The organism is Bacillus chungangensis, assembly GCF_030812995.1.
Classification (GTDB): domain Bacteria; phylum Bacillota; class Bacilli; order Bacillales; family Bacillaceae_C; genus Bacillus_CF; species Bacillus_CF chungangensis.
This window is the reverse complement of sequence record NZ_JAUSTT010000012.1, coordinates 124,856-142,511: the sequence shown is the minus strand read 5'-3', so window position 1 is coordinate 142,511 and position 17,656 is coordinate 124,856. Positions and strand designations below refer to the sequence as shown.

The window sequence follows — 17,656 nt, the reverse complement described above, 5'->3', positions numbered from 1 at the left end:
TGAGTCGTTACTCCCAAGTTTGGATATGAATCTCCTAGTCCGAGATTCAGTGGGACTTTAACCCACCTGATGAGCGTGCTGCCACGCACGCACTATAAGGACGTCTGACTTCTCCATTACGATCATAATTTCGGCTTACCCTTATATATGATCATCCTACTAATCAGGGAAAATGGAGACCTCACGGGGTCATCATACTTTCCTTCTAAACATACCCATTACCTTTCACAGGATAAGCTTCCATTTGTCGGCTGGTTCTTTGGCAAACAGACACCTATGAGGAAGACTTCCCATTATCATCGGATGGTCGTCAACTTACCCCGCCGCCTCTGTAGTTCACTATTCGTTTTGGTCTACTATCCGCCTACAGTCCTCTCGGTTTCCTGCATCTCCTTCAGACAACATCTCACGATGATGTCCTAGATTAGGCTTCTTGGGTTGTACCAGCACTCCCAAGGAAGGACTTTCACCTTCGAGACATGAATCTTCTGGGATTTGGGATTCGTTTTTACCTAGGTAACGTATTCCAACCTTTAACAATTCATTTGTGTAGAGATGCTACACAAGGTACGACTGCCCGTCGCACAAAGATTAGGGTTAATCTAGTTAGGATTAACCCTAAATTCATTTACTGTTTTAGATTTTAATCGTTTATTTCTGTAATGAGATAAATCATTAAAATAATACGTTTAATTAACTCCTTTGAATTTTAACCAGATTACCTTAACGATGTTCATTTTATTACTTGAACATGCTTTAATAATTGAATTCTGCCTATGGTTTTATATTGTTCGTTAACATACTCGGATACTTCAATTAAATACGGAAATAGTTTATGAAGATATTTTTTAAATTCACTAAAAGTAATATCAGGTACATTTTTTGCTTTATCTAGATGCATATAAAAATTAAACCAATCAATATGGATTGGCACTGGATAACCCGTTTTCCCTAAATACTTTTCTATGTCAAAAATCGCAATTCTGGTATTGTCTCTTTTTTTGATATAATTTTATCCATACTTTCTATTTTGCTTAATTCTTTAACCACACTTAATAGTCTTGGCAACAATTCAAATGGATCAAAACATTCCGGGACGTTTGTAAACTCACTTTGATCAAGTAATTCACTACAATAAAACATTCTTAATTCTGAAATGATATCTTTATTATTAAAAATAACGCCGTATTCGTAATTGTTATTACTACCGAAACTAAAATTAGTAGAACCAATAAACGTCAAATCATCTGTTATAAATAGCTTTGAGTGATTAGTTTTAAGATTGGCACATAACACAAAGTTTTAAGAATTTCTTCGAGTTCTAATTTATCTTCGTCAGCATAGGTCATTTTTGCATACAACAAGTTAACCATTACCCGTGAATTGGCAAGGTTTGATAACCTCTGATAAAACTTTTTTCGTACTGGTTAAAATTGTATGTAGCAATATAGATAGCTTTTGTTCCCTTATTACATCTTTGCAACAACTCACCCCAAAAATCCGATTCTTAAAAAAAGACTACTTTACCTTCTTGAAAAGGGATTTCCTTCTTCATTTTTCCTCCTCCCACTTAACCTAAAACAATATTTCTTCATCTTTTCCTAAATCCTGCCCTGTTATGAATTAGAAATATCCTTATATGTATTTTCTGAAAGAATTAAGACTAGAAAAAACCTCCATCTAACAAAAGACATTATCAATCTTTTATATCTTCTTTTTCGCATACTATTACTTTTCCCATTAAAATTGTACAGTAAATATCCTCCATTTTATACTTTGTTTGTACTAATAAGTGACAATCCTAGCTGAAAATATTTCTCCGAATTTCCTGTTTCTTAATATTAACTGACCTTCTAGGTTAAACGGCTTAGCATAACCCCTTCATTATTTTAATAATAAACACAATAAAAAAGTCATGAATTTCCGCAGCCTCCCTTATTAAATTATTAAATTTGTAAAAGTACTCATAAGCTTATTGTGCTAATTTCATAATCTTTAATGTCATAAGCTATTTATATATTTTAAGTATCTTGTTATTGAATTAGTGGGTATTTCTAAAGTAAATGCTAGAATTACAAAAAATTGTAAAGTTCCGTTTTTCATCCGTACTACGGCCGCTTTCGACAAATCTTCAAAACGGGATGATTCGAACAATAATATAATATATTGTACCCAGAATATTTGTTCTTATAGTATAATCATTAAATAGGATATTTAATGCTGGACCAAACTTTACTTAAATGTTATACTTATAAAGATTATGAAAGACCATTGAGGTGAAAAAATGAACGCTATTTCCTTTTTTACTGGTGCAGGGGGATTAGATTTAGGAATACAATCAGCTGGTTTTGATATTAAACTAGCATTGGAAATAGAACCAATATATTGTGAAACTTTAGTAATGAATAACCATCATAATGTTAGACAGGGTAATATTATGGACTACAATGGTGAAAGAGTTAGGGAAGAAGCTGGGCTATTGCCAGGTGAAGAAATTGATTTAGTTGTGGGTGGGTCACCTTGTCAAAGTTTTTCAACAGCTGGCAAACGACAAGCATTCACCGATCCAAGAGGTCAGGCTATGTTACACTATGCTGATCTAGTTAATGAACTTCAGCCAAAATTTTTCCTATTAGAGAATGTTAAAGGATTTTTGTCTGCTGCTTTAAGACACAGACCAATAAATCAACGAGGACAGGATTTTCCACCATTGGAACCAGATGAAATGCCGGGTAGTGCATTACAGTATTTATTGAACCGTATAGGAAACTATAATGTTACGACCAATATTGTAAATGCTGCTAATTACGGTGTTCCTCAAAAAAGGGAACGTGTTTTTATTATTGGTGTTCGTAATGATTTAAACATAAACTATGCTTTTCCAATGCAAACTCATAATGAGAATGGTACTGATGGGTTATTACGATGGAGAACTTTTAGACAAGTATTCGAGAATTTAAATAATGATAATCATACTTATGTTAATTATTCCGCAGAACGTTTACATTATATGCGAATGATTCCACGAGGTGGTGGAAATTGGAGGGATTTACCTACAGAAATTGTTAGACAGGCTATGGGTGGTGCTTATAATTCTGGTGGTGGGAAAGTCGGATTTTACAGAAGAATACAATTAAATAGCCCAGCACCAACTTTATTAACCTCACCTGCACAAAAAAGTACGAATTTGGGACATCCTTTGGAGGATAGACCCTTAAGTATAGAGGAATATCTTGCCATACAAGAATTCCCTGAAGGTTATCAAGTTTGCGGAACATTAAGTCAAAAATATACCCAGATAGGAAATGCTGTTCCAGTTCGATTAGCAACTGTGATTGGTCAATCTATAGCTAATTCAATTAGAGTACTACAAACAGTCTAATTTTTATTATATTTCCATTACAATTTTTAGTAAAATTATAGCACAAACGATCTATTCTGTATTACTATAGAATTAGATCGTTTTTTTATTTGAAAGGTGTGATGATTTTGGAAGAGGAGAAACTGGAAGAAATCGTTGATGAACTATTAAACGATTTCTACAAAAGAAGAATAGAGAAAATTAACACTCTAAAATTAAAAGAAGCCTTATCAAGAAAGAACCCATATTTATACAAAGCAACTGGTTACGAAAATGCTAATGACATTATTAAAGAAATTCTTTCAGCATATATGTCTAGTAGTGATGAAGGCATTTTTGGAGATGCCTTCTTCGAGGTATTAGCAGAACGAGTAGCGAGTGGTCAAGTACTAGTTGGAGAAGCTGAAGGAATTGACGTAAGTAGACAAGTAGGAAATATTTATGAAGCAATTGCAGTTAAAAGTGGGACTAATGTTTTTAATGCTGCTAGCAGAAAAAAGCAGATGGAAAACTTTAATACTATTTTAAATAGGATTAGAAAGAGGAAATTGATATATCAGCCCATTATTGGTTATGCCTATGGAAAGAAACACTCAGAAACCGGGAATGGTGTACTGGAAATTGCAGGACAAGTTTTTTGGGAACACTTAACATCTGACCCTAACTTCTACATCAAAATAATTCAATTGATTGGTGATAAGCCTCAAAAACACTTACCTGAATATCAAGCTGCTTTTAATGCAGCAGTTAACCGTTTTACAAGAGATTTTACTATTAAATTTTGTGATGAAGATGGTTCAATAAATTGGGAAAAACTAGTAGTCTTTAATAGTGGGAAACCTTGCAAAAAGTTAGAAATAAATTTCAATGGCAATAAAGCTTTAGCACAGGATGAAGATTACCAAATAGAAGTTAATGCTGTTCTTAAAGATGATACAATTGAAAATGTTACTGGTTCAGAAGTGGTTACTTATGAATTAGCCGGAGGGTATGAAGGTTTTGAGGACGTGCTTTTAATTGAGGATAACGGCATTGTTAAGTTTGCATCAGACGTTGAACCTGGAACAAAAGTAAAAATAATTATCTCTTGTTATAGTAAGACTGCAACACGTACTTTCAGTCTAAAAAAAGAAAGAAAATCTAAAGTCGAATAGATGTCTTAGAAGTTCAATTACCCTATTTTAGAAGAATTTAAAAAGATAAAATAAAAATCAATAGTTGTTTAGCAGTTGAACGTAATTCAACTGCTATTTAATTATATAAATAAGTAATTTACTGTTTAAAACTAGAATTATTTAGTATAAAGCAAATTCTTAAGTTGCTTTTTTAACTATGTCTTCTTCTATGTAACATCCTATGACATTCCTTATGACAATGCCGTGGCTGAAGCGATGCTTAAGGTATTTAAAACAGAATTCACTAATGGAGCTCATTTCTCTTCCCTTGAACATGCTCGCTCTTGAACTTGATGATTATGTTTATTGGTTCAACAACATTCGAATTCATGGAACACTAGGCTATTTAACGCCTGTAGAATTCAAGAAGCTGACCTTATAATTTTTTCCAGTTTAGTGTTGACATTCCAATTCTTCATTCTTTTTTTCTTGTTGTTTCTTTCTTGTTGTACTTCGCTGCTGACCTTCCATGCAAATCTGGCAAGCTTTCTGTACCTTGCTGTGCTGTTGTCATAGCCAATTAAATATTACTTTATCCATAGTGTCCTTATATGGGCTTATATGGGGCTGTGGTGATGTCTTATGCATCGGCGTTTGTCACAAGGTTGATGTTTTTGACATCGGTCAATCAAACATATAAATGAAATTCTGTTAATGCGTACTTTAAAACAGTAGCAAAAGATCTACACTTCGAACTACTAATAAATTATTTAAATAACCCTTTGAATACTTCTGTATAAATATTAACATCACCTGAGTTTTCTACAAGTCTATATCTATCAATTTCACTAAGTTCTTCCCAATTAGAGACATCAGAAACATCAAAACCCTTTAATTCTAACAACTCTTCTGGCGTTAACTCTTTAATATTAATTTCAAGATTTTTGATTTTATCATCTAGATTTATTTCAAAAGGTTTAATGAAATTAGCACTTACTATTCTTAACATTAAGTTAAAGAGTATTCCTGAAAACATTTCATAAAGCTTTATACATGTTTCATTCTCTGTTAAAGGATATAAAATTTCCCTACCATCTTCAATAAAGGCAAAATTATACTTCGATAAATTAGCATGTGCTAAGAGGTTCCGTAGTCTTCTGATACTATTGTTTCTGTCATTAAGGAAAGTACATTCTATCTGTGTAATCAATCCCTGATTTTTAAGTTCATTTATTACATTTATTAAATTCGCATCATAATCCTTTATTTTATCTTTAAATATATTCTCCGTTAAATTTAGTAAGAAAATAAGTGCAGTAAAACCATTTCTAGAATCATCTTTCACTATTTGTTCGCAATAACTAAGTAAATTCCCATGATATTTTGAATATTGCCATACATAATCAATAACTTCTGATTTTGAATAAAAATCTTTTTCCATCCCTATTCTCCTTCTTTTTAATAGTTTTATATTCCTTTATACATAAAAATTTTCCAGAACAATAAGCAAACAAGCGTTATTTGCCCAAAAAATCACAATAGAAAAGTTTCAAAAACCTATATGTTATAAGGGTTCACATCTAATTCCCTCACTGTGCAACGTGTAACTAATAACCCTGATAAACGTTGATTTTATAAGGTGGTTAATTACAAAATTTAATAATCCTTAGACGGTGGTACTAATAACCCCTGTAAAGCCTTATTTCATAGGGTTGTTAATCACAAAAAGTGATTCAAACTAAAAAGCACCCTTAATTGGATGTTTTACAACTTACCATTTTCCTTCACCTAAATCCTCATATGCACTTTCTATAGCTTCGATTTTCATATCTTCCATACGCATTTCAGCCCAAAATTCAGCTTGTTGTTCCTCATACTCTTCGTGACTGAGTTCAAAACGTGAATCTTGAATATAATCCTCTAAGTCGTCTATATGGATTTCAAGAAATTCAATGGTTTCCTCGTAGCAGACCTGTAAGTTTGTAACTAGAGTATCTGTTTCCTTTTCATCTAGTTCCATTTCGTAATGCATGAAATTGTTACGTATTTTATTAATATAGAGAATAGTTCCATAGAATTTTTCGGGGATTTCAATATCACAAAGATATTCGATCTTTTTTAAAGCTTCTAAAAGACTAACAGTTCTTAAATTCTTATCCATATCAAAGACCGTTTTTTGACCATCTTTTGACTTTTTCAAATCCTGTTTAGTTTTAAGTATGGTTCAATTTTTTCAAACATTAACGCTGGACTACGTTGTTAAAGAATGTATTTCAACAACAGTTCCACTCCATGGTTAAGAAAAATAACAGCGTCCTTAGTCTATGTTCCCCGCCCTCATCAATTCAATTTAATGATTCCAAGTTTATATATGCAGACTTTAATGAATCTGCATTGTCAAGTAAAGTAAACTCCCACCAATAATCATCTTCCATTAGACAAAAAATACAAATTGCCTTCATAAATCTAAATAATTCCTTGTGATTAACAAACTTTAAAAAGCCTTATGTATCAAGGGTTCACAGAATTTAATAATCACAATTCTTATGACCTAAAAAATCATACAGGGTCATTAAGGTTAATCCTTAAATTTGTGATTAACAACAAACCCAGTCGTATCAAGGGTTCTTGCATTTGGTAAAAAATACTTCATTTTTAACCTGTAAAACGGTGCTATTTCTCGGACGTAAAAGAGAAAAAGTAAAGATAATAAAACTTTGACTTAAGCTATCAACAGAAACAAAGAAAAAAGATTATGGCTTCGCTAGTTCGGAACTAAAGTTCCTTACTAATTGAAAAACAAACAAAACATTAACTCTAAAAAAATTAAATAACCTGATATTGGATCTCTTTTTTATTCTGCTATGCCCTGCCAAAACTGGAATGACAGCGTTGGTTCTAACTGTAATTTAGGTTCTTTACTTTTAGTTCCTTTTTCAAGAATATCTAATACTATTTCATCAAATTTATTTCTTAATAGCTGGTTTTCCTTTTCTGCGTTATCAAGCTGGTTATATGCGGCTAAAATATTATTAAAGTTTTTTCTTATCCTTTTAACGTCCACTTCTTCTTTAGTTGCTCTTACTTCTAAAAAGCTGTTCCTCTGTTCCATTATTTCTAGGGTCATATATTCTGTATGGTGTAATGATATAAATACTCTTACCTGTCAACCATATCAGACATAGAACCACGCCCAAGACGAGATATTTCTTTAACCGCAATAGCGTCATATTTTCCCTGTTTCAATTCTTCTAATACTTCTTTAAAAACTGGACGAGTAGCAATCTTAACACCTGAACCGACTTCAAACTTTTGAACGTATGGTATACCCATATCGTCTAATAATTTAGCCATTAACTTTTTTTGTTCGGTTAGTGCATCCTCGCCTGTTCTTCTTTCTCGTTCTTCATCACATCTTGACTTACGGACATAGTTTAGAAAGTAATTCATGATTTATTTGTGAAAACCATTTAGCAAATAATGAAAGTGGTGTATGCTTGTCTATAGCGATTTCCTTTACGTTGGATTTGGACAGGAGCCACCTGACTTATCAATTGTAAAGGATTTTTTAATATTGTGAATTGACCATTTCCGAGCATTCTGTTGATTTTTAATCTTATGCAATAATTAATGCAATGTTAGCGCTACGACATACTAAAATAATAAAAGCATCAATAATTCTTTAATCTTTTCAGGTGGCTTCAAATATATTACATTAATTGGTGTATTTTAATCAATCGAAAACGAGTCTTTTCATCAATTTGTCTTTATAGGTTTTTGACTATTATTCCCATTCATAAGGCGTTTCCTGATAAACATAATAATTCAGCCAGTTTGAGAAGAGTAAATGTGTGTGTGAGCGCCATTTGTTCAAAGGCTGTTGAGTAGGATCATCATTTGGAAAATAATTTTCTGGTATGTGAATATCTAACCCTTTTTGGAGATCCCGTTCATATTCTTCCGCAAGTGTCATAGCATCGTATTCTAAATGGCCAGTAATCATGACATGCTTTTCGTCCTTTGAAATGATGAGAAACGGCCCTGCTTCTTCAGAGGAAGATAACAGCAACAATGCGTCATTCGCAACAATTTCCTCCATTTCTACACTTGTATAACGGGAATGCGGCGCTAGAAAATAATCATCAAAACCACGCACAAGTTTGACAGTTGCATCTGTCACTTGATGCTTGAAAACACCAGAACATTTTCTTGTTAAATCGAATTTATCAATTCCATAATGATAATAAAGTGCTGCCTGTGCCCCCCAGCAAATATGAAGCACAGAAGTGACATGATCCTTCGTCCATTCCATAATTTCTTTTAGCTCTTCCCAATAATTCACTTGTTCAAAGGGCATTTTTTCAACCGGTGCACCTGTCATAATCATTCCATCAAAACGACGATGTTTCACTTCTTTAAAAGTCGTATAAAACTGTGTTAAGTGTGATTTACTCACATTTTTCGACTTATGGGTTGCAGTCCGCAAAAACGATATATTCACTTGCAGCGGCGTATTTCCCAACAACCGCAGCAGCTGGACTTCCGTTTTTTCTTTTTCAGGCATGAGATTTAAGATGAGAATGTTAAGTGGACGAATATCCTGCGTTTTTGCACGTTCAACATCCATGACAAAGATTTTTTCTTGCTCAAGTATTTCTCTCGCTGGCAATTGTTTAGGAATATTAATTGGCAAACCTTATACCCCCTGATGTGCTTTTTTTTATTAATAGCATCTATTATAATCTAAATGGTTGAGAAAAGCTGAAAAGAGATTAGCATTTCTGTACGTTCATTGCATTTCTTTGCGAACAATGGGAAAGTCACGTTTTATTAGAAGAAAACTTGCACGCTTATACAAATTTAGAACACTTTTTTGATTTCTTGAAATTTTGCTAGTTTCTTGATAAGGATAATTTTTTTCTTATATAACAATAACCCCCTTGTGAAGGGTGATTCTTACTTTTTCAAATTGCGTAGTATCCACACTATTGTTAGTATGATAGTCATGAACAGTCCTAGAAAACCAACCGTAAGAAAAATAAGTAAATCCAAGAAATAACCTCCCCCTATGAATTAAGTTTTCCTAGAATGTCTCCTATAAATTTAACTTATTTCTTATTGTTTTTCAATTAAAATTAATATAAATAGTTTACAAAATTATGAAAATTGATATAATTCATATTTAATGATATATTCCTCTTATTTTTAGTTGGATGTATCATTAAATAAGAGCAAGAAATTTCAGCCATTGTTGAAAGACAATTAGCTGATAACTTGACCAATGTTAATGAATATACTTTTAAAAATGGCGAAAAAGTTTCTTTGAGTGATTTCGAAGTTGTTAATCTAAAAGCAGAAAATAGTAAAAAACCTGTTGCAGATGGAGTTACTTTCTCTAATCCTAAAGAAGATAATACAACTATTATTGAACTAGAAATTAAAGATACTGTATTCAAAGATAGAAACAAGTATAAATTAACAGGTTATATAGTATTTATCGATAATGATTTCAAAAATTTAGAATCGAGTATACATTCAGATTTTAGAATAGATTACTGATAAAGGGCAAATGTTTTAGGATCTCTGAATCTTTTGTACCATTCTTTGAGAAATAATTTACAACCAAAGTAGATCGGATGATACGATATCACTCAAAGAGATTTAACCTTTGGAGGTCGCACAAAAAGTTCTACTTTATTAACAGTTAATGCATTTACAGGGTCTTCATCTGTTCAAATCGCTGTTAATAATAATTCATAGTCCTTAGATTACGCGCTGTTTAAGATGGGGCTAATTTTTACACCAGAGTCTATACTTTTAATACGTTAGCTCCTGAGAAAACCCAATATACTAATGTTCGAGATTTAGATCCAAATGCAAATTACTATATAGTATTTTATGCACCTAGTTACTTTAGCGGGTATGTAAAGAAATATAATAGCCATGGTTTTGGACCGTGGCTATTTTTACTGCATAATAGAACCATTTTTATTTATCTAATCTCCACCTTACCAAAGGAGGACAGTTCTCCTCCTTTGAGTAATTAACAGATTACACATAGTAATACCTATAAAATCCTTTACTGGTGGTATTTAGACTTAGATTACTCACAAAATAATCTTAGTTTGAATAATCCCCTTAAAACCCACTATATATAACTATAGACTACTTACTATAAAAAATGAGCTACAGCTTGATATATAAGGGTTTATGTGTGCCTAGTCAAGGTTCAACGATTGTACTGTTTCAAAGTGCCTTATCACACGCTCGGTCTGTTCTTGAAAGCTTTATTAAAGATTATTCCGGAACGATTGTCGGTGATGGTTATTCTGCCTATGACAAAATAGAAGGTGTTACCTTCGCAAATTGTTGGGCACATGTCCGTCGTTACTGGTTAAAAGCGGACAGTAAAAATGGACAAATCGGTATAAAATATTGCGATGTGATTTATTTCGACTTGAAAGGCAATTTAAGCATTTGTTCCGAGTAAACAAAGAAAAAAACGCAAAAAGTATTCGAAGCCAATCGTTGATAAATTCCTTGACTGGGTTGAAAAATCACCGTTCTACGGCAAAAATGCGCCAGCGACAGCAGCCGAGTATACTCTAAACAGAGCACGTACCAGTTAATCCAGTAATGATGACAGTTTTGTCCCCGTTCTAAAGACTCAACGATTCTAATCTTGGCTCTTCCAGCTATAAGCGCCAAGTTGACCTTTACGACACTTAACGGAGGTTCACTTTCGTTACGGACTGTAGATTTACTTGCTCCCATTGGCTGGATTAAGACCGTCTTCTTTGAGGAAAGCCTACTAAGGACACGTTAGTCGGTATTGCTTCCATGATTGGATTACTCCGCACATGTATACCACAGCTACTTAGTCGAACTGGTTAATTACTAAGACAGGACTTTCACCTGTAAGAATAGAGACGGCTTAATCAAAACACTCAAAATGGAAAATCATCATATTCAGCAATGCTTTTAGCTGATATCTTAGAACTTTCCGGTTATTCAGCAAATCCTATCTTATTCAGTCAATTTAGTTGACAATCCCAAATCATTCTCCTTAGCTATCACCATCTTTAATCATTAATTTCAAATTGTGTTCATTTATTCCATTCTGACAAAATTTGAAAGATATTTTCGTTATTCTTTTAGAGCGATCAATTACTTGACCCAAATGATAACTAGTATGTTCCACTAAATGAAATAAACGATGCATGTCAATTTGTTCTGGCATACGTGCGAGCAGGTTGTCCATAACTGAATAAAACTCGGTAAATGTTTCATTTACAACTAGGCATAATTCGTTTGGTGATAAATTTTCATTAGGGAAATACGCTTCGATTCCCTCTCCGTATTCTGTATGAAGAAGATTTGAAAATCTTGTAGAACTTCTTTTAATATGTTCGCAAATATGAAGAATAATTCCCCCTATCGAATTTAAATTTTCTGATTGCTCATCCCATAATACGTCTGTATGAATTACTTGAATCGATTGTATTAATTTAGGCAGATAATGACGATGCATTCTCTGTTGTGAGATTTTCACAAATAGCATTAATGTTTCTTGTTCATTCATTCTCCTCTCTCCTCCTAAAAATTGTTGTTTACATTTTACCGCAGCATAGATTTTCTTCATACTAAATATTTTAAAGGTCGGGGTCTTCATAAAGTGAAACTTCCATCAGTGGGGGTTTTCTCTTATCCCCCACTGATAAGAAGTAGAACAAAGGCTAAGATCGCAACGTCCTGTTGCAACGCCTTTGTGACCGACATCCTGTCGGCCCGAACCAATCGGACATTTGACTTTCAGTTATCCCGCACCTAGACTTCTTCGATTCCTCTTACTCCCCGAGGTGGGGGTCTTACTGCCAGTTAGATGTGGGATAAAAAAAGCTTCCCAACATTCACCTTGCGGGAAACTTCCTTATTAATCTATTAAGCTAATAATGCTGCTAACAGCGCCTTTTGAACATGAAGACGATTTTCGGCTTCCTGAAAAACCAATGATTGAGGCCCATCAATTATATCTGCAGTTACTTCCTCTCCACGGTGGGCGGGTAAACAGTGTAGAAAGCCTGCGTTTGGCTTTGCATATGACATTAATGCTTGATTCACTTGATAGGCGGCGAAAGCTTTTTCACGCGTTTGCTGCTCAGCTTCCCAGCCCATACTTGCCCATACATCCGTATAAACAAAATCAGCATGATGGACAGCTGCTTTTGGATCATTCGTTACATGTATGACCGCCCCAGTGTCTGCAGCAATTTGCTTCGCCTTCTCAACGATAGAGGCCTGCGGTTCATAGCCAATAGGAGCAGCTATCGAACAGTCTATCCCAACTTTTGCACAGCCAATCATTAAGGAATGGGCCATGTTGTTGCCATCTCCAATATAAGCAAGTTTATTCCCTGCAAGGTAGCCTTTTTCTTCATAAATCGTTAATAAATCAGCGAGCACTTGACATGGATGAAAATCATCAGTTAATCCATTAATAATTGGAATAGAAGAGTGGGCTGCTAATTGTTCAACAATGTCATGGGCAAATGTACGGATCATGATACCATCAACATATCCTGATAATATTTTTGCTGTATCTTGAATCGTTTCCCCTCTTCCCATTTGGATATCATTTTTACTTAAAAAGAGTGCATGGCCGCCGAGCTGATGCATACCAACCTCGAAAGAAACGCGAGTTCTTGTCGATGCCTTTTCAAAAATCATCGCTAGTGTTTTTCCTTTTAGATATGGATGCGGTTCTTTGTTTTTTTGCTTTGCTTTCAATTTTACAGCTTCTTTGAGAAGATATTCAATCTCTTCTCCAGTAAAATCAGCCAATGTTAACAGATGCTTTCCTTTTAAATGTACAACAGAGGAAGTTGCCATCATAAACTCATCTCCAATTTATGTTGTTTATTGAACCATTCCGTCATTGCAGTTGGTTCCGTAGTTTTTCCATTCATCCCCAATAAGAATGCTTTCAAAGTTTCTATTTCTGTTATCACAATGATCTGCCGCTCTAGTGCTTGAAGGCGTTTTTCCTTCGCCGCAGCGGTTCGCTCTAAACTTACAAATGCAAGTGCATTTGGTTTTTTGATCCAATCAGAAAAATAACTGTCAGAAGCAATGTTGATGTTTCCGTCTTGCAGCAATTTTTTTATTTCTTTAATCTGTTCTACTGCTTCTACATATACTTCATTCTTTTGTAATGCAGCTTTTACGGCATCATTCCAATTCAGCACTTTTTGGAACGTCTCTTCTGCCGTTTTCCCAATTGCAATGATTTCTCCAGTAGAACTCATTTCAGGAGAAAGCATTGGGTCGACTCCTGCAAGCTTGACAGTAGAGAAAATAGGACTTTTTAAAGTATAAAAGTTTGGTTTGAGAAACTTTTCTTTTTTTAGCGGTTCTCCAAGTAAAACGTTCGTGCTTAATGCAATCAAAGGAACGCCGGTTACTTTACTTATAATTGGAACTGTCCGTGAAGCGCGTGGATTGATCTCTAGCACATATAACCTATCTTGATAAAGAACAAATTGAATATTAAAAATTCCTTTAAAAGCAACATGTTGAGCGATTTTTTCTGTATATTGCTTTACTAATTCTTTAACCGAACTGGAAACTGTCAACGGCGGCGTAATTGCCATACTGTCGCCAGAGTGAACACCTGCTTTTTCAATATGTTCAAATATAGCTGGAATGACAACATCTTTCCCGTCAGAGATGGCATCTATTTCAATCTCAGTTCCACGGTAATAAGCATCGAGTAAGACTGGATAAGAAATACGATCGATTTTGGCTAATAGTTCCGCTTCATTTTGAATAATGAACATGCCTTGACCGCCAATTACATAGGAAGGCCGCAATAAGAGCGGAAAACCGACCTGTTTTGCTTTTGTTAGCAAATCATTATGATCCAAAGCGGTCTGACCTGGTATATGAGGAATATTCAACTCCAGCATGAGCTGATAAAACCGTTCTCGATCCTCAAATAAATCGATCTGCTGCGGCGATGTTCCAAGCAATGGAACACCATGATCTACCAAGCCTTGGGCTAGGTTTATTGCTGTTTGGCCGCCATACTGTACAATCACCCCATCGGGCTGCTCAAATGTAAGTACATGCAGGACATCTTCCAGCTTTAATGGTTCAAAATATAGACGATCTGCTATCTGAAAATCCGTACTGACTGTTTCTGGATTATTGTTGATTAGAATCGTTTCATAGCCAGCTTTTTTCAAGGCTAGAACCCCGTGTACGGAACAGTAGTCGAATTCAATTCCTTGCCCTATTCGAATCGGACCAGAACCGATAATTGCTATTTTCTTTTGCTTGTGATCCGGCTCGACATCGCCTTCTCCACTCCAGGACGTGTAATAGTATGGCGTTTCTGCTGGAAATTCCCCTGCACATGTATCTACCATATGAAATGCAGGTGCAATTCCTTTATCTTGTAAGTATTGTCGGATGGTCTGCAAGTCAGTTTGCCATGTTTCCGCAATCCATTCGTCTGAAAAACCTAGCTCCTTTAGTTCTTGTAAAAAATCTGTCTGAACCGTCTTCATTGTGATTGATTTCGCCTTATTTTCAAGCTGAATAAGATTGTAAAAACAGGTTAAAAAATATAAATGAATACCTGTTCTTTCTTGAATATCTATGATGCTAACACCACGCCGCATTAATGTGAAAATCGCAAAAAATCTCCGATCATCAGGCAGCATTATTGATTCCCAAAGCGCTGCGTCGGTCATCGATTGAAGTGCCGGCCATTCAAGTCCTAATGTCGGCAATTCTAAAGAGCGGATTGCCTTTTGAAAAGCTGCAGGTAAGTTACGCTCTAGAGCCATCACTTCACCAGTTGCTTTCATTTGTGTTCCAAGTTTCCGATTTGCGCTTGGAAATTTATCAAATGGCCAGCGTGGAAATTTTACAACAACATAATCGAGAGCCGGTTCAAAGCTTGCATACGTATTTCCTGTCACTGGATTTTTTAACTCATGCAAGTAAAAGCCAAGACTTAGTTTCGTCGCAATTTTTGCAATCGGATAGCCAGTCGCCTTTGAAGCGAGAGCTGATGATCTGCTGACACGTGGATTTACTTCAATTAAATAATACTGATTGCTTTTGTTATCGATCGCAATTTGAATATTACAGCCGCCGACAATGTCCAACGCACGAATAATTTTTACTGCTGCTGTGTAAAGCAAGTGATATTCTTCTGCAGTCAGCGTCTGTTGGGGAGCAACAACAACTGAATCACCGGTATGAACTCCTACTGGGTCAACATTTTCCATACTGCAAATGGCGATGCATGTATCATTGGCATCACGCATCATTTCGAATTCAATTTCTCTATAGCCTGCAATACTTTTTTCAATTAAGCACTGAGTAATCGGGCTAGCCTCTAAACCTTTTCTCACAACATGAAGAAGATCGGTTTTCTTGTAAACGATACCGCCTCCTGCTCCCCCTAATGTATAAGCAGGCCGAATAATAATTGGATAGCCAACGTTATTTGCAAAATGAATGGCTTCTTCGATCGTTGTAATAATGGCACTTTCCGGAACGGGTTCCCCTAATTCGAACATTAAGTTGCGAAAGGCTTCCCGATCTTCCCCTTTTATGATCGACTCTGCACTCGTTCCAAGCATTTCTACACCAAATTTCTTCAAAATGCCTTTTTTATATAGCTCTACAGTTAAATTTAAACCAGTTTGCCCTCCTAACGTTCCTAAAATGCCATCAGGACGCTCTTTCTTTATAATTTCCGTCAAGCTTGCAATCGTTAAAGGTTCAAAATAAACAGTATCCGCAAATACTTCGTCAGTCATCATTGTTGCAGGATTATTGTTAACAAGCACGACATGACAGCCTTCTTCCTTCAAAGCCATGCAGCCTTGAGTTCCTGCATAATCAAACTCTGCCGCTTGGCCAATGACAATTGGCCCTGAACCAATCACTAATACTTTTTTATATGTTGCTTGCTTAGGCATATACAACTTCCCCTTTATTTGCTTTCACTTGTTGTAAAAAAGGCTGCAGCATCCATTCATTTGTTGCTTTATAGCAATCAAGATGAAATTGATACGTGCTAATGGGATAATGCTTATGATGCAAACCTTCAATTGTCCCATCTTGTACATGGCGAACAGTAACATGAAAATCACTATTTTCGATACTTTTTTCCGAGATAAAAAATTGATGATTTTGCCTTGTAAAGTACACTTTGTTTGTCGTTGTATCCAGTACTGGTTGCTGAAAACTACGATGCCCACAAGCAAGTTTTTCAAGCTTTGCTCCGAAAAAGAGCGCTATTATTTGATGCCCTAGGCCGAATCCAATCGTAGGATACGTTGTCGCCAACTTTTTCAATTGTGGATAAAATTTCGCATATGCCTCTGGATGACCAGGCCCTCCTGATAAAATAATGCCGTCTGGAAGGTAGCTTTGAATTTCAGCAAATGATGTAAAATGCGGAACAACTGCCACTTGACAATCGTATTGTTTAAAAGCTGCAAGCAAAGCGTCATGATAACCAAAGTTAATGAGTACAAATTGTTTTTTTCCGTTATAAAAAGAAACTGGTTTCTGAGTGAGAAGTTTTTCAACAGCTTGATTTTGGTTATTTTCCAATTGTACAGTTTCATGTTCCATTGAAAGAATAGCCGCCATTTCTCCTAACTTGCGAATTTTTTTTACGATTGCACGAGTATCAACATTAGTAAGAAGTGGCACATGATGCTTTGCCAAAAAATCTGTGAACGTCCTTTTTATTTCATGATGAAATGATTGTGTTGAAATACGCTGAACAATAACACCAGCTGCATAAATCGTACTCTTTTCAAAGCTTTCTTCATCTATTCCACAAATTCCGATCTCTGGATGAGTCAAAACAACGATTTTTCCACTTAATAATGGATCCGTTAATACTTCTTGAAATCTTGTCATCTCAGTAAAAAATACGAGTTCTCCAATGATATTTTTTGGCTTGCCACACCATTTGCCGCTAAATACTTCTCCATTAGCTAATTTCAGATGCCCCTGCATGTTTGTCATCTCCCTACATAGGGTATATTTATTTACAACTAAGTATTTTTATGCATTATAACATAAAAAAAATGAATGTAAAATACGATAAATATCATTATTTTAAGCTTCATCAAAACAATTACTATTC

General features: G+C 35.0%; 14 protein-coding genes and 2 pseudogenes. 5 read left to right on the top strand and 11 right to left on the bottom strand.

Annotated features, from left to right (window positions below; all coding sequences use genetic code 11):
• Positions 1-733 precede the first annotated feature (733 nt).
• Positions 734-934, bottom strand: coding sequence for a hypothetical protein (locus J2S08_RS11450; RefSeq protein ID WP_307229601.1), 201 nt, complete (start codon positions 932-934; stop codon positions 734-736).
• Between the two features lie 29 nt (positions 935-963).
• Positions 964-1,296: a hypothetical protein gene (locus J2S08_RS11445; RefSeq protein ID WP_307229600.1), complete on the bottom strand. Its 333-nt coding sequence runs from the start codon at positions 1,294-1,296 to the stop codon at positions 964-966.
• Between the two features lie 988 nt (positions 1,297-2,284).
• On the opposite strand from J2S08_RS11445, the gene J2S08_RS11440 reads away from it, so the two are divergent.
• The 3 genes and pseudogenes from J2S08_RS11440 to J2S08_RS11430 form a co-directional block, all read left to right on the top strand.
• Positions 2,285-3,382 (top strand): DNA cytosine methyltransferase, encoded by a 1,098-nt coding sequence (locus tag J2S08_RS11440; RefSeq protein ID WP_307229599.1) that lies wholly within the window; start codon positions 2,285-2,287, stop codon positions 3,380-3,382.
• A 107-nt stretch (positions 3,383-3,489) separates the two neighbouring features.
• On the top strand, positions 3,490-4,515 hold the full coding sequence (locus J2S08_RS11435) for a PmeII family type II restriction endonuclease (protein WP_307229598.1): 1,026 nt from the start codon (positions 3,490-3,492) through the stop codon (positions 4,513-4,515).
• 210 nt (positions 4,516-4,725) lie between these two features.
• A pseudogene (locus tag J2S08_RS11430) lies at positions 4,726-4,918 on the top strand (IS3 family transposase); the annotation flags it as partial.
• 324 nt (positions 4,919-5,242) lie between these two features.
• Here J2S08_RS11430 and J2S08_RS11425 read toward each other — a convergent pair.
• From J2S08_RS11425 to metA, 5 genes are all read right to left on the bottom strand, one after another.
• A complete protein-coding gene (locus tag J2S08_RS11425; RefSeq protein ID WP_307229597.1) occupies positions 5,243-5,917 on the bottom strand; it encodes a DUF4145 domain-containing protein in 675 nt (224 codons plus the stop codon).
• 330 nt (positions 5,918-6,247) lie between these two features.
• A complete protein-coding gene (locus J2S08_RS11420) occupies positions 6,248-6,637 on the bottom strand; it encodes a hypothetical protein (RefSeq protein WP_307229596.1) in 390 nt (129 codons plus the stop codon).
• Positions 6,638-7,330: 693 nt separating this feature from the next.
• On the bottom strand, positions 7,331-7,588 hold the full coding sequence (locus tag J2S08_RS11415; RefSeq protein WP_307229595.1) for a hypothetical protein: 258 nt from the start codon (positions 7,586-7,588) through the stop codon (positions 7,331-7,333).
• A gap of 47 nt (positions 7,589-7,635) precedes the next feature.
• Positions 7,636-7,926: a recombinase family protein gene (locus tag J2S08_RS11410; protein ID WP_307229594.1), complete on the bottom strand. Its 291-nt coding sequence runs from the start codon at positions 7,924-7,926 to the stop codon at positions 7,636-7,638.
• Positions 7,927-8,260: 334 nt separating this feature from the next.
• On the bottom strand, positions 8,261-9,169 hold the full coding sequence (gene metA / locus J2S08_RS11405; protein ID WP_307229593.1) for a homoserine O-acetyltransferase MetA: 909 nt from the start codon (positions 9,167-9,169) through the stop codon (positions 8,261-8,263).
• 581 nt (positions 9,170-9,750) lie between these two features.
• On the opposite strand from metA, the gene J2S08_RS11400 reads away from it, so the two are divergent.
• Positions 9,751-10,035, top strand: a complete 285-nt coding sequence (locus J2S08_RS11400) for a hypothetical protein (protein ID WP_307229592.1) — start codon at positions 9,751-9,753, stop codon at positions 10,033-10,035.
• Between the two features lie 655 nt (positions 10,036-10,690).
• Positions 10,691-11,093 (top strand): annotated as a pseudogene (locus tag J2S08_RS11395) (IS66 family transposase); the annotation flags it as partial.
• A gap of 449 nt (positions 11,094-11,542) precedes the next feature.
• Here the strand turns inward: J2S08_RS11395 and J2S08_RS11390 are convergent.
• From J2S08_RS11390 to J2S08_RS11375, 4 genes are all read right to left on the bottom strand, one after another.
• Positions 11,543-12,058 carry a hypothetical protein gene (locus J2S08_RS11390; protein WP_307229590.1) on the bottom strand — a complete coding sequence of 172 codons (516 nt, stop codon included), beginning with the start codon at positions 12,056-12,058 and terminating at the stop codon, positions 11,543-11,545.
• 359 nt (positions 12,059-12,417) lie between these two features.
• Positions 12,418-13,365: an ornithine carbamoyltransferase gene (gene argF, locus J2S08_RS11385; RefSeq protein WP_307229615.1), complete on the bottom strand. Its 948-nt coding sequence runs from the start codon at positions 13,363-13,365 to the stop codon at positions 12,418-12,420.
• A complete protein-coding gene (locus tag J2S08_RS11380) occupies positions 13,365-16,472 on the bottom strand; it encodes a carbamoyl phosphate synthase large subunit (RefSeq protein ID WP_307229589.1) in 3,108 nt (1,035 codons plus the stop codon). Before J2S08_RS11380 ends, argF begins: the two co-directional genes overlap by 1 nt.
• Positions 16,465-17,526 (bottom strand): carbamoyl phosphate synthase small subunit, encoded by a 1,062-nt coding sequence (locus J2S08_RS11375; RefSeq protein ID WP_307229588.1) that lies wholly within the window; start codon positions 17,524-17,526, stop codon positions 16,465-16,467. The genes J2S08_RS11380 and J2S08_RS11375 overlap by 8 nt, the downstream gene beginning before the upstream one ends.
• Positions 17,527-17,656: the final 130 nt, after the last annotated feature.

What these genes read in the sequence shown, in the direction of transcription:
- J2S08_RS11425 (WP_307229597.1), bottom strand. Translation starts at nt 5,917, where the DNA reads ATGGAAAAAGATTTTTATTCAAAATCAGAAGTTATTGATTATGTATGG.
- J2S08_RS11380 (WP_307229589.1), bottom strand. Translation starts at nt 16,472, where the DNA reads ATGCCTAAGCAAGCAACATATAAAAAAGTATTAGTGATTGGTTCAGGG.
- J2S08_RS11390 (WP_307229590.1), bottom strand. Translation starts at nt 12,058, where the DNA reads ATGAATGAACAAGAAACATTAATGCTATTTGTGAAAATCTCACAACAG.
- J2S08_RS11420 (WP_307229596.1), bottom strand. Translation starts at nt 6,637, where the DNA reads ATGGATAAGAATTTAAGAACTGTTAGTCTTTTAGAAGCTTTAAAAAAG.
- J2S08_RS11375 (WP_307229588.1), bottom strand. Translation starts at nt 17,526, where the DNA reads ATGCAGGGGCATCTGAAATTAGCTAATGGAGAAGTATTTAGCGGCAAA.
- J2S08_RS11440 (WP_307229599.1), top strand. Translation starts at nt 2,285, where the DNA reads ATGAACGCTATTTCCTTTTTTACTGGTGCAGGGGGATTAGATTTAGGA.
- argF (WP_307229615.1), bottom strand. Translation starts at nt 13,365, where the DNA reads ATGGCAACTTCCTCTGTTGTACATTTAAAAGGAAAGCATCTGTTAACA.
- J2S08_RS11415 (WP_307229595.1), bottom strand. Translation starts at nt 7,588, where the DNA reads ATGGAACAGAGGAACAGCTTTTTAGAAGTAAGAGCAACTAAAGAAGAA.
- J2S08_RS11410 (WP_307229594.1), bottom strand. Translation starts at nt 7,926, where the DNA reads ATGAATTACTTTCTAAACTATGTCCGTAAGTCAAGATGTGATGAAGAA.